General features: G+C 64.7%; 14 protein-coding genes. 6 read left to right on the forward strand and 8 right to left on the reverse strand.

Translation table 11 applies throughout. The features are described 5' to 3' along the window. Nucleotides 1-9: 9 nt before the first annotated feature. Entirely contained in the window at nucleotides 10-1,092 is a 1,083-nt protein-coding gene (locus ACFVWT_RS06325; RefSeq protein WP_390246212.1) for a GtrA family protein, read from the reverse strand. Between the two features lie 9 nt (nucleotides 1,093-1,101). Next, nucleotides 1,102-2,067 (reverse strand): phosphodiester glycosidase family protein, encoded by a 966-nt coding sequence (locus ACFVWT_RS06330; protein ID WP_390246214.1) that lies wholly within the window; start codon nucleotides 2,065-2,067, stop codon nucleotides 1,102-1,104. Between the two features lie 138 nt (nucleotides 2,068-2,205). On the opposite strand from ACFVWT_RS06330, the gene ACFVWT_RS06335 reads away from it, so the two are divergent. Further along, nucleotides 2,206-3,009, forward strand: a complete 804-nt coding sequence (locus tag ACFVWT_RS06335; RefSeq protein WP_390246216.1) for a thioesterase family protein — start codon at nucleotides 2,206-2,208, stop codon at nucleotides 3,007-3,009. Between the two features lie 28 nt (nucleotides 3,010-3,037). Here ACFVWT_RS06335 and ACFVWT_RS06340 read toward each other — a convergent pair whose 3' ends face one another. Continuing rightward, nucleotides 3,038-3,427 carry a DUF2177 family protein gene (locus tag ACFVWT_RS06340; protein WP_390246218.1) on the reverse strand — a complete coding sequence of 130 codons (390 nt, stop codon included), beginning with the start codon at nucleotides 3,425-3,427 and terminating at the stop codon, nucleotides 3,038-3,040. 16 nt (nucleotides 3,428-3,443) lie between these two features. Between ACFVWT_RS06340 and ACFVWT_RS06345 the strand changes: the two genes are divergently transcribed. Continuing rightward, nucleotides 3,444-4,193 (forward strand): biotin/lipoate A/B protein ligase family protein, encoded by a 750-nt coding sequence (locus ACFVWT_RS06345; RefSeq protein ID WP_390247099.1) that lies wholly within the window; start codon nucleotides 3,444-3,446, stop codon nucleotides 4,191-4,193. Nucleotides 4,194-4,323: 130 nt separating this feature from the next. Here the strand turns inward: ACFVWT_RS06345 and ACFVWT_RS06350 are convergent, their stop codons facing one another. Continuing rightward, a complete protein-coding gene (locus ACFVWT_RS06350; protein ID WP_011692168.1) occupies nucleotides 4,324-4,581 on the reverse strand; it encodes a mycoredoxin in 258 nt (85 codons plus the stop codon). 169 nt (nucleotides 4,582-4,750) lie between these two features. Between ACFVWT_RS06350 and ACFVWT_RS06355 the strand changes: the two genes are divergently transcribed. Beyond that, nucleotides 4,751-5,497, forward strand: coding sequence for an SOS response-associated peptidase (locus ACFVWT_RS06355; RefSeq protein ID WP_390246220.1), 747 nt, complete (start codon nucleotides 4,751-4,753; stop codon nucleotides 5,495-5,497). A gap of 7 nt (nucleotides 5,498-5,504) precedes the next feature. Here the strand turns inward: ACFVWT_RS06355 and ACFVWT_RS06360 are convergent, their stop codons facing one another. After that, entirely contained in the window at nucleotides 5,505-5,927 is a 423-nt protein-coding gene (locus ACFVWT_RS06360; RefSeq protein WP_390246222.1) for a VOC family protein, read from the reverse strand. Between the two features lie 14 nt (nucleotides 5,928-5,941). Here ACFVWT_RS06360 and ACFVWT_RS06365 point away from each other — a divergent pair, with 14 nt between their 5' ends. Further along, nucleotides 5,942-6,268 (forward strand): chorismate mutase, encoded by a 327-nt coding sequence (locus ACFVWT_RS06365; RefSeq protein ID WP_011692165.1) that lies wholly within the window; start codon nucleotides 5,942-5,944, stop codon nucleotides 6,266-6,268. Nucleotides 6,269-6,286: 18 nt separating this feature from the next. On the opposite strand, the gene ACFVWT_RS06370 is transcribed toward ACFVWT_RS06365, so the two are convergent. From ACFVWT_RS06370 to ACFVWT_RS06380, 3 genes are all read right to left on the reverse strand, one after another. Next, nucleotides 6,287-6,673: a hypothetical protein gene (locus tag ACFVWT_RS06370; protein ID WP_390246224.1), complete on the reverse strand. Its 387-nt coding sequence runs from the start codon at nucleotides 6,671-6,673 to the stop codon at nucleotides 6,287-6,289. A 147-nt stretch (nucleotides 6,674-6,820) separates the two neighbouring features. After that, complete coding sequence (locus ACFVWT_RS06375; RefSeq protein WP_390246226.1) at nucleotides 6,821-7,252, reverse strand: hypothetical protein; 432 nt, start codon at nucleotides 7,250-7,252, stop codon at nucleotides 6,821-6,823. Continuing rightward, nucleotides 7,249-7,653: a cupredoxin domain-containing protein gene (locus ACFVWT_RS06380; protein WP_390246228.1), complete on the reverse strand. Its 405-nt coding sequence runs from the start codon at nucleotides 7,651-7,653 to the stop codon at nucleotides 7,249-7,251. The genes ACFVWT_RS06375 and ACFVWT_RS06380 overlap by 4 nt, the downstream gene beginning before the upstream one ends. Nucleotides 7,654-7,911: 258 nt before the next feature. Between ACFVWT_RS06380 and ACFVWT_RS06385 the strand changes: the two genes are divergently transcribed. After that, nucleotides 7,912-8,244 (forward strand): DUF6504 family protein, encoded by a 333-nt coding sequence (locus tag ACFVWT_RS06385; RefSeq protein ID WP_390246230.1) that lies wholly within the window; start codon nucleotides 7,912-7,914, stop codon nucleotides 8,242-8,244. After that, complete coding sequence (locus ACFVWT_RS06390) at nucleotides 8,241-11,741, forward strand: DNA polymerase III subunit alpha (RefSeq protein ID WP_390246232.1); 3,501 nt, start codon at nucleotides 8,241-8,243, stop codon at nucleotides 11,739-11,741. Before ACFVWT_RS06385 ends, ACFVWT_RS06390 begins: the two co-directional genes overlap by 4 nt. The last annotated feature ends 79 nt before the right edge of the window (nucleotides 11,742-11,820 follow it).

Here is an 11,820-nt window from a genome sequence, read left to right on the forward strand (position 1 = left end):
TGACGGACCCTAGGCCCGAATATGAGCGGCAGCTGAGGGTTCCGTGAAGGTTTGCCCCGGGTCCGCGGCAGGGTTTTTCCGGGAGAACAGGAACCGCTGCTGCACCATAAAGCTGATGGAGATCAGGACGGTTTCGGCGAGGATCTTGGCCGGCAGGACGGGCAGCGACAGTGCCTCAAAGGCGGCAAGGAGCCCAAAGTTGGCGGCGAGCAGCACCACTACCAGGCCAAAGTAGCGGACGCCGGTTTGGGCCGCAGGCTTCTCGCTGCCGTGCTTGAACACCAGCCGCCGGTTCACAGCGAAGTTCACCGCCGAACTCACGGCCCGTGCCCCGAGCACGGCAAGCAGCAGGGAATCGGTAATCAGGATCAGCGCCAGGAACACCACTGTGTCCACGAGGAAGGCGCTGAAGGAGGACGCCAGGAATTTCAGTAGCGGGGCATAGATCCGTGCTGAGTCCGCCAGCGGCCGGAAATGGGAACCTGAGTTGCGGTCGAGGTATACGGTGGCGATGTCCACGCTGGTGATGGCATAGTCGGCCTGCGCGGCCTCGAGCAAGAGATTCAGCTCGTACTCATAGCGCTCGCCGTGGACCGATCGCAGCCAGGGGAGCATGGACGCGGGGTAGCCGCGAAGTCCCGTCTGGGTGTCTGAAATCCGTTGGCCGGTGGCCAGAGTGAACAGCAGCCTCGTGGCGTTGTTCCCGAACCTGCTGCGGGCCGGGATGTTGCCGGTGAAGCTCCGCGTGCCCAGGACGATGGCCGTTGATCCGCTCTTTACGGCGGCTGCCACACGGAGGATGTCAATGATGGTGTGCTGCCCGTCGCTGTCGGCGCACACCACGTTCCGGCCCGGCAGGTGGTCGGCAATGAAGCCGAAACCGGTCTTGAGCGCGAAGCCCTTGCCGCGGTTTCGGGCGTAACCGATGACGTGGCACCCGAGTGCCTTGACGGCGTCGAACACGTCCCGGTATGCGGGGCCGCTGCCGTCATCAACCACCACCACGGTGGCCCACGGCTCGGCATCCCGGATGGACCGGATCAGGGCGGGAAGTTGCTGGTCCGGCTCGTAGGCCGGGATGAGGATGATCATGGCACGTCCCTACTGCCCGATGTAGAGGATGTCGGAGGTGCCGCGTTCCTTGTTCCCGCCCAGGGGATTGTTGACCAGTTCGCCGTTGAAATACATGGTGGAGGATCCGCCGCCGTCGATGTTGTAGGCGGTGGTGGCGCCGAGGTCCTTCATGATCTGCGCCAGGCCCGTCATGGTCACGCCGGAGCTGTAGCCGGGGCTGCGGCCGTCAACCACCACGAAAACCAGGTGGTTTTTGTCGATGACGCCGATGGCTGTACGCGGCTGCTCGCCCTGGATGGAGTGGTTGCCGAAGTTGGTGTCGACCTCAACGTCGTCGATTCCGGCGGCGATTTCTCCGTTGTCGAGCAGGGACGGCCCGAAGGAGAGGGTGTTCCAGGCACCGTCCGCCAGCAGCTGCTCGGCGGTGGTGGCGGTTTCGTCATAGACCTTGACCGTTCCGTCGCGGTAGAAAGCCAGGCCCTGCCGGGCACCCTCGTCGCGGAACACCACGCCGTTGCGGATCACGATGCCCGTGTCGCGGAATCCGTAATAGTCGCCGTTGATGGCGAACACGGCATTATTGGCCTCGGCGATCACCGAGGTGGTTTCGGTGATGTTCTCGCCGAAGCTGTTGTTGGCGAACGCGGACTGCAGCGTGGTGGCGTCATCCAGCACGACGTCGGCGACGTAGTACGTGATGGTGCTGTCGCCGCTTCCGGTGGTCACCGTGGAGATGTTGATGTTGGAACTGTCGGAGACATAGGAAGTGTCTGTGGTGACGGCCGAAGAGGTGTTGGCGGTGTTTCCGGTGGCTGTGCCGGATTGGCCTGCCTGGTAGGCGGACACGTCCGATATTTCCACGTGCTGGACCACAAAGCGGTCCAGCGCCCAGGCGGTGGCCCCGCCGGCCGACAGGGTGAGGGCAACCGCCCCGGCCACGACGGCGCGCCGTACACGGCTGCCCTTGCGCCGTTTGTTCTTGAGAGGAGTCATACCCCTATTTCTAGGCTTCGGACTTATGCCGGCCATGAGGCCCTGATATGAGGAAGCTGTGAGGACGTGGGGAAAGCTCCGGGCCGGCAGGCGATAGTGTGTTCTGGGATCATCACCAGCCATGCGAAAGGGTCGACGTTGACTGCTGCACTTCCGGAACTCGCCGAGGGCGCGTTCTATTACGAGTCACTGGGCGGCGGACGTTTCCGTTCCACGATCCACGCCCAAGGTGCCTGGAACGAGCATGAACAGCACATGGCGCCTGCCTCCGGGATCATGGCGGACTGCCTTGAGCGCCACGCACCGCGGGACGACGTCAGGATGGCCCGCCTGAGCTACGAGATCCTGGGACTGATCCCGGGCGGCGACTTCGAAGTCGTGACCACCACGCTTCGGCCAGGACGCACCATTGAACTGCTGCAGGCCGAACTCGTCGCTGCGGGGCGGGTGGCCATCCGCGCAACCGCGTGGCGAATGATCACCTCCGACACATCGGCAGTGGCCGCGGTGGAAGACGCCCGCATTCCCGGTCCGGAGGAGTGCTCTCCGTACGACGGCGCGAGCGTCTGGCCGGGAGGCTACATCCGGTCCCTGGAGATGCGCGTTGCGGACGGACACCGTCCCGGCTCCGGGACCGTCTGGTTGCGCACCGCCCATCCGCTCACTGACAAGGCGGACAGCGGCGACGTCGCACGGCTGATGGGACTGGTTGACACTGCGAACGGAATAGCGGCGCGCGTGCCTCCCGGCAAGGACAGCTACGCCTTTCCCAACCTTGACCTGCAGATCCACATGTACCGGAAACCCTCCGGTGGTTGGCTGGGCCTGGACAATGCAGTCTCCTTCGGTGCGGACGGCATCGGCCTGACGTCCACTGTGCTCCACGACCTCGCCGGGCCCTTCGGTCGGGCAGAACAGATCCTGACCCTCCGCAAGACGTAGCTGTTGCGCAAGCGCGCCGGCGCTGCCCCTAGTTCTGGTGGAACACCAGCCAGCCGGCCAGCGTGGCCAGGCCTGTCAGCGCCGCGCCCCAGAGAATGTCCACGACAATCAGCTGCAAGGGCCACGTCTTCAGCGTCGCTGCGTTGGTGAGGTCGTACGTGGCGTAGGCGAAGGCGCCCAGGGCGGCCCCGTAGCCGACGGCGCTGAGCCAGCTGCCGCCCTCGAGCGCAGGCTGCAGGGCGAAAAAGACGATGCCGGCAATGTAGATCACATAGAAGGCCACCGCGTACCCTAGATTGGGCTTGTCGGCCAGCAGCTCACCAATCTGTCGGCGGTAAAAGGGGTTCATTGTCTTGAGCCAGATGGCGTCAATGACGGCGAACGCGGCGGCGACGACCAGGAATTGCAGAATGACCATGAGGGAGCTTAGCAAGATGCAGCATGCGGCCGGCGCACCAGCCACGCTGACCATTGTCCGGCAGGAGGAGTCGCTGGGTGCGGCGCGCGACCTCGAATTCGGCATTGAACTGTTGGGCTTGGCCAGGACGGGGCGGATCGGCCCGACGCTCAGGCTCTACCGCCCCGCTCCCACCGTGGCCTTTGGCCAGCGCGACGCGCACCTTCCGGGCTTTGAGGCTGCCGCCCGGGCGTGCCGGGAACTGGGTTTTGAACCGCTGGTGCGGAAGGCCGGTGGCCGGGCCGCGGCGTATCACCAGGGAACGCTGATCGTCGACCATGTGGAGCCGCATGCCGACGCCATTGCCGGCGCCAAGGGGCGCTTTGCCGTCTTTGGCGGGATGCTGGCGGACGCACTGCGAAGCGCCGGTGTCCACGCCGCCGTCGGTGAAATCCCGGGCGAGTACTGCCCCGGTGAGTTCAGCGTCCACGGCCTGGACCCGGCGGATCCACAGCACAGGGTCAAGCTGATCGGAACGGCCCAGCGGGTGGTATCAGGGGGCTGGCTGTTCAGCTCGGTCATCGTGGTGCAAAACTCGGCACCGATCCGCAAGGTCCTGGAAGCCAGCTACGCAGCCCTGGGGCTCGACTGGGACCCGGCAACTGCCGGCGCGGTGGACGACCTGGTTCCCGGACTCGACGTCGCGGCCATCGAAGCGGCGGTCATTACCACCTACGCCGGGTATGCGCAGCTGGACTACGCGGACTTCGCCAGCTTGCGCGGCTAGCCGGAGCTTGGGCCTGGAGCCGGGCTCCGCGGGGTCAGCGGGCGGCACCCGGGGCGGCGCGGCCGGGGGCAGGCATGCGGAAGGCCGGGCACCCTCGGTCCCCGGCCTTCTGCACTGAATGAGGTGACGCCTAGGCCGCGAGCCGGCTCTTCACTTCAGCGGCCGACGGGTTGGTGGCGGCGGTACCGTCCGGGAAGAGCACGGTGGGGACGGTGCGGTTGCCTCCGTTGAGCTGTTCCACGAGGTCCGCGGTGCCTTCGACTTCTTCAATGTTGATCTCGGTGTAGCCGATGCCCTGGGCGTCCAGCTGCTTCTTCAGCCGGTTGCAGTAACCGCACCAGGTGGTCGAAAACATGGTGATGGTGCCGGATTCGGGAGTGAAATCCACGGAGTTCTCCTCAAGCTCGTTATTGCTCGTCGATATCAAATCAGATGTCTTTGTCCTCAACCGTAACCCGGCTGCCGGTATTCCCCTGGCCCCGGGGCGCCGCAGCCGGTTCTCATAGCCCCGGGTTACGCCGGGTGACACCGTCTGCAGGCGGTGGCATGCTGGTGCCATGTGTGGACGCTACGTGATGGCCAGGGCCGTCGGGGACCTGCTGGCAGAGTTTGACGCAGAACTGGAAGAGGAGCTCGTGGTTCCGCCGTCGTGGAATGTTGCCCCGACCGCTGACGTGCCCATCCTGCTGGAGCGGCTGGTGGACGGCAAGCCCGTCCGGCAGCTGCACGTGGCCCGCTGGGGGCTGGTGCCGTCCTGGGCCAAGGACCCTTCCATCGGTTCGAAAATGATCAATGCGCGAAGCGAGAGCGTCTTGGAGAAGCCGGCCTTCCGCAAGGCGACCCGGGCCAGGCGTTGCGCGGTTCCGGCAGACGGCTACTACGAGTGGAAGGGCGAAGGCCGCAGCAAGCAGCCCTACTACGTGCATCCGAAGGACGGCCGGCCGCTGGTGTTCGCCGGTTTGTATGAATGGTGGAAGGATCCGTCCAAACCCGAGGGGGACCCGCAGCGCTGGATGCTGTCCACCTCGATCATGACGACCGATTCGCCGCCGGACGGCTACGCCGGGGGAGTACTGGCTGAACTCACCGCCCTGCACGACAGGGTCCCATTGCCCATGGACCGCGGAACCATGCAGGCATGGCTGGATCCGCAGGCGGACGACGCCGCCGGGCTCGTGGACCTGGTCCGGGCCGGTGCGCACGACGTCGCCGAAGGCTGGACCATCGACGCCGTTGGCACCGCCGTCGGGAATGTAAAAAATGACTCGCCGGAACTTATCCAGCCGGTGGAAGGCCTCTTCTAGCAGGGTTTCAGACCGTGACGTTTCCGGCCGCGTCCACGGCCCACGTGGGATTGAAGGCTACTTCCCAGCGGAAGCCGTCCGGGTCCGCGAAGTATCCGGTGTACCCGCCCCAGGGCTGGGTTTTCGGCGGGGCCACCACGGTGGCGCCGGCAGCCTCGGCTTCGGCCATGACCCGGTCAACGTCCGCCGTGCTGCCCACGTTGTGGCTCAATGTGATGCAGGGGACCCCGGCCGGGCTGTCCACGGAGGCCTCGGCCTTCATCTGGCCTTCGTCCCAGAGGGAAAGAATGAGGCCGTGGTTTGCCTGGATGAACACCACCTCGCCGGGGACTTCCCGGTGAACCGGCCAGCCGAGGCCGTTGACGTAGAAGGCGCGGGAGGCGTCAATGCTGCGAACGCCCAGTGAAATGAAGTCGACTCGAGGCTGCATTCTTAGATACTGTCATGCACATGCCCACAAATCACGGACACGACAAAGACGCCCAGGCCGACCGGGAGCAGCTCGCAGCTGTCCGCGTGGCCGTCGATGAAGTTGACGAGCAGATTGTCACCCTGATTGCCCGCCGTGAACGCCTGATCCGTATCTCAGGCACGTTGAAGGGTGATGACGCAGAGGTCCGGGCTCCGGGCCGGGTGGAGAAGGTCATCGAACATGTCCGCGCCGCCGCCGAGAAAAAAGACATCGACCCGGACATCGTGGAGAAGACCTACCGGGCAATGATCACGGCTTTCACCGAGCTTGAGATGAAAGTGCACAACGCCAGCAACTAGCCGCCGGCAGCACTTTGTTCAGAGGGCTTCCTCCACCGGGACGTTGGCTTGGTACTCCCTGCCGTCAGCATCGCTGAAAGCCGTCATCAGGTGGCCCTTTTCCAGGCCCAGGACGGTACTCATGGGAAAGTTGCCGGTAATGGTGTTTCCCGAGTGCGTCACGCCGCTGAGGTCGAAATTTTCCTCTGTTCCGTCGTGGCTGAAGCAATAGAAGGACACAGCTTCGCCGTTCATGAACTCAATTCCCATTCTTCGTTGATGGGAATGATCCGGCGTGGCCGCGACGAGACCCACGACGTAGGCGCCCGCCCCGGGGATATTGCCGTCTATATCAAAAGTCGCCACCAAGGTGGAGTCCTTGGCGGCGATGGCTACGTGCTTCAGGAGTGCGTCATGGGAGCTCATGGCTTCATCTTGCTCCCTGCGCCCCCGTCCGTCCACCCCTGATCAAGGTTTTGTGAGGGCTCTGCCCCGGAGTGTACCTATTCGAAAACATGTTCGAAAATGGGGCGGGGTAGGGCCGGGAATAACAGCCTGAGGCGGGAGGCGCCTTCATGAGCCGGGCCGTGCGGCTGATGCCCTCCGGTGCGTGGTCCGTCGCCCGGGGGCGGTGAGGACGAGGCCTGCTGCGGCCAGGAGGGTGCCTGCTCCTTCGGCGACGGCGCTGAGCGATTTCTCAAAAAACCACACCGGGTCATACATTGCCGGGAACGGTCCGAAGGCCGGAATGTCAACGTACCGATACAACACCACGGCGGCGAACGCGCTGAGGGCCGCCATCAGGGCGATGGCGAAGGACGCCCTGCTGCCCCGGATCAGAACATAAAGCCCTGCCATCACCGCTGCGGCGGATTCGATCAGGAACAGGTTGCCCTGTCCGATCCCGGCTGGTGAGGCGCCCTGGTAGCCGGGGGCCAGATGGATATGGACCCCTGCGTCGATGAACAACGCCAGGGCGGTGAGGGCCCGCAGGGGCATGGTCATTTGACGATCAGCATCCCGTGCATGTTGGGGTGGTAGGTGCAGTGGTAAGGGTAGCTGCCCGGGGCTGACGGGGCGGTGAAGGTGGCCGTCCCGCCGCTTCCGGGGATATTTGCGTCGAATGCCGCGCCCTGGTCCGCGGTGACGGTATGCCCGGCGGCATCCGTGTTGGTGACGGTTACGATGGCGCCCGGCGCGACCGTCAGCGGAGCGCCGTAGTCGAAGTCCTTGATGGTGATGGTCGCCGCTGCCGCCGTCGCGGTGATCGCTCCCGTCGCCGTCGTAGCCGTGGCTCCCGTCGTGGGCGAAGTAGTCTTTTCGGAACTTCCGCCGCCGGCAGCGCACCCGCCCAGGAGGAGCACTGCCAGCAGCGGCACTGCGGCCCGGGCCTGAATTGATTTCATCGCGCACCGCCCTCGACGCCGGAACCAGGGCCGCGGGGCCCTGCCTGTTCCTATAATTCTGCGCTCATCGGGCCAAAATGGCTCCATGCCAGCGCTGATGCCGGGGACTGTATGTAGGTTTTGTCCGGGCACCGGCGTAGACTTGAATTATTCGAAGATATATTCGAACCAAACATTCAATTCGAATCAATTCAGTTCCTCCCTGCCGACAGTGCGATCGCCCGTTCGGGAAGGAGAACGCAGTTTCGGGAGGCGCCGATGGGCTTGTTCAGCGAAGGTGTCGACGTCGTCTGCTCACCCGCCGGCCAGCCCTCCGGGCTCACCTGGGCAGGTCGGCAGTACACAGTCTGCGCAGAGCCGGTGCACTGGTTTGAACGCCGCCAGTGGTGGGTCGAGGAAACCCGGGCGCCGCTGGGAACCGGCCCGGGGCTGGTGGACCACGAAATCTGGCGCATCCAGGTCCGGCAAACCGATGCCAAGGAATCCCCGCAACCCCATGAAACCCTCACCCTGGACCTGACAAGGAACATCGGAAACGGCCGGTGGAGGCTGCTCAAGATCCACGATGCCCTAAGGCCGCAATCGGCATGAGTTTCACCCACCTTCACGTTTCCACCGCCTTCAGCGCCCACTATGGTGTCTCCTGGCCTGATGAGCTCGCCCAGGCGGCTGCCGCCGACGGCGCCACGGCGCTTGCCTGCACCGACAGGGACGGCCTGTACGGCACCGTAAAGCACCTCAAGGCCTGCATGGCGGCGGGACTGGATCCCGTCGTCGGGGTTGACCTGGCGGTTTTCGACGACGACGGTGACCTCCGCACCCAGCTCGCCGGCCGCGTCGTCGTGCTTGCCCACGGACACAACAACGGCGCGGGCTACCGCGCCCTCTGCCGGCTGATTTCAGATGCCCATGCCCGTACCTCCGGCAAAGCCGGGGGAACGGTGCCCGTTGCGGTGACCCGCGCCGAAATCGCTTCGCGGGCGCTGCACCCGGAAACCCTGGAACCGGTGCTGACAGTGCTGGTGGGACCGGATTCCGATGTCGGAAGGGCAATGGGCGGACGCCGGTACCTTCGCCCGCGCACACTTTTCAAGCAATGGCTGGACGGAATGCCGAAGGGAACCGTGGCGGCCGAAGTGGTATCGCACCTCAGTGCTCCCGGTGAGCCGCTAAGCACCGCCCATGCGGTGCGCATGCTCAAACTTGCCGCCGAGCACGGGGTTCCGGCCGTTCTGACCAACGCGGTTCGGTACTGCGCGGAGGACGGCGCCGCCACGGCGGATGTGCTGGATTCGGCCCGCACCTTGAAATCGCTGCCCGAGCTGACAGCGGAGCCGTTGCTGCAGCCCAATGGGCGGGGGTGGCTGAAAACATCCGCCCAAATGCTTGAACTCGGGCAGGAAATCATCCATGCCGCCGGTTACGGCGCCACCGACCTCTCCAGGCTGTTAGGCCAGACCGAGGCGCTCGCGGACCGCTGCCGGATGGATCCCGTCACGGATATGGGATGGAAGCGGCCGGTTGTTCCTGAAGCAGCCGTCATCGGCATCGAGGGCGACCCCCTGGTTGAGTTGAGCCTGCGCTGCGAGGCGGGCATCGGCCGCCGGTTCCCGGGGATATCAGGGCGGCCCGAGGCCGAAATGCGGGCACGGCTGGAGCATGAATTGCGGATCATCGCCAACCTCGGATTTGCATCCTACTTCCTGACCGTGGCAGAGGTTTCCCGGATGATCCTGGACATGGGGGTCAGGGCAGCGGCCAGGGGTTCCGGCGCCTCCAGTCTGGTGAACTACCTCATTGATGTCAGCCAGGTGAACCCGCTGCAGCACGACCTCATCTTTGAGCGGTTCCTTTCCCGCGACAGGGCCACGCTTCCGGACATTGACATCGACGTCGAAAGTGCCGAAAGGCACAATGTCTACCGGCGGATCTTTGACCGCTTCGGGGCGGAACGCGTCACCCTCATGAGCATGCAAAACGGGTACCGCGCTCGCGGTGCGGTGCGTGATGCCGGTATGGCGCTTGGCATGGACGACGGAGACGTCGGCGAGATCGCCAAGCAGCTGTGGCGCTTCTCTGCAAGGAACTTCCGTGAAGCACTGGTGGAAAAACCAGAGCTCAAAGAGTTCGCCGGCAGGGTGGAGCAGCGAGATTTTGCGGAAAACCAGCAACTGGACCTGCTGGTTGACTTGACCGAGAGGCTCGACCGCCTGCCGAGGCACATCTCGATGCACCCTTGCGGGGTGATCCTCGGCGATGCCACCCTGCTGGACAGGACCCCCGTCCAGCCCAGCGGGCTGGGCCTGCCCATGAGCCAGTTCGACAAGCACGACATGGACCCTATGGGCATGCTCAAACTGGACGTCCTCGGCGTCAGGATGCAGAGCGCGATGGCCTTTGCTGTCCGTGAGGTCATCCGGCTGCATCCCACAAAGGCCGAAGTGGTGGCTGCCGGTGCCCACCGCGTGGGGCCGGACGGAACGGGTCCGGACTACATCGCCGCTGACGGACGCATTGACCTCAACGCCGTGCCCTTGGACGACGAACCAACCTACGAGCTGATCCGGAGCACGCACACCCTGGGTTGCTTCCAGATCGAATCCCCCGGGCAACGGGAACTGATCGGCAAAATGGCGCCGCGCGAATTCAACGACCTCATCATCGACATTTCGCTGTTCCGCCCGGGGCCCATGAAGTCGGACATGGTGCGGCCCTTCCTGGAACACCGCCACGGTTTTGCGCCGGAGGTCTATCCACATCCGGACCTGAGGCCGGTGCTGCAGGAAACCCATGGCGTGACGGTGTTCCATGAACAGATCCTGAAGACCTTCGATGTCATGACTCAATGCGGGCTTGCCCGGGCCGATGAGTTCCGCCGCGCCCTGGGAAATGAGCTCCTGGAGCCACAAGTGGAGGAGTTCTTCCGCAAGGAAGCCCGGGCAAGGGGCTACACACCCGAGGTCGTGGACAAGGTCTGGGGAACGCTGAAGGCCTTTGGCAGCTTTGGCTTTTGCAAGGCACACGGGGCAGCGTTCGCCGTGCCCACCTATCAGTCGGCCTGGCTCAAGGCCCACCACCCGGAAGCTTTCCTGGCCGGGCTCTGGGAGCACGATCCCGGCATGTATCCGAAGCGGCTCCTGGTGGCCGAAGCGCGGCGGCTGGGGATCCCGATCCTGCCCTTGGACATCAACCGGAGCCAGGCGGAGTACCGGGTGGAACGGGTCGGGGCCGGTCCGGACCGCGGCAAGCTGGGCATCCGGTTGAGCCTTAACGGCATCTACGGGCTCTCAGGTGCTGAACTCAAGAGGATCGTGGCCGGGCAGCCTTACGACTCTCTGGCAGACCTGCGCGCCCGCTCCAGGTTGAGCAAACCCAGCATCAAGCGGCTTGCCCAGCTCGGAGCATTCGATACCCTGCACCACGAATCCGGTGGTACCGCCAACCGGGCTGACCTTGTCCAGCACCTGCAGGCACTCCAGAACCGTCCTTTCAAAAAGGGCGTCGAGGTCATCGAGGGCCAGCTGTCGCTGCCCCTGGGTGATGTTGAACTCAGGAACCTGAAGGCCGAACTACCTGCTCCAAGCATGATCGAAAATGTCAGGGCCGAGCTTGACCTCATGGCCGTGGATGTCAGCGAACACCTGATGACCAGCCACCGGCCCCTGCTCGACAAGCTGGGAGTCACCACGGCGGATAAGCTCCTGGGGCTCAGGAACGGGACCGAAGTACTCGTGGCGGGAGTCCGGGTTGCCACGCAGACGCCTCCGATGCGCGGAGGCCGCCGTGTGGTTTTCATCAGCATCGACGACGGCACCGGTTGCGTGGACTCCGTGTTCTTCCATGAGGCCCAGGAACTGGCCGGCCCGTTGCTGTTCGGCACCCGTCTGCTTCTGATTCGGGGCAACACCCGCAGGACCGGGCCACGGGGGATCAGCATCAGCGCCACCATGGCGTGGGACCTCAGCCGCACCGAGACCCTCCCGTACCCGGACAAGAAATCCCTTGAGCCATGGGACCCGGGTTTCCAGTTGCCGGGGCCGCTGGACGGAATCAGCCGCAACCTGGCCATCACGGGTCTGGGCAGCTGAACCCCACGCCGGAAGGTCCGGCCTTGCGGGCCGGACGCGCCGCTTTGGCCGCCCCATCTCTCAACCGATAGCATGGACG

It is taken from the genome of Arthrobacter sp. NPDC058288 (assembly GCF_042880995.1).
Classification (GTDB): Bacteria; Actinomycetota; Actinomycetes; order Actinomycetales; family Micrococcaceae; genus Arthrobacter.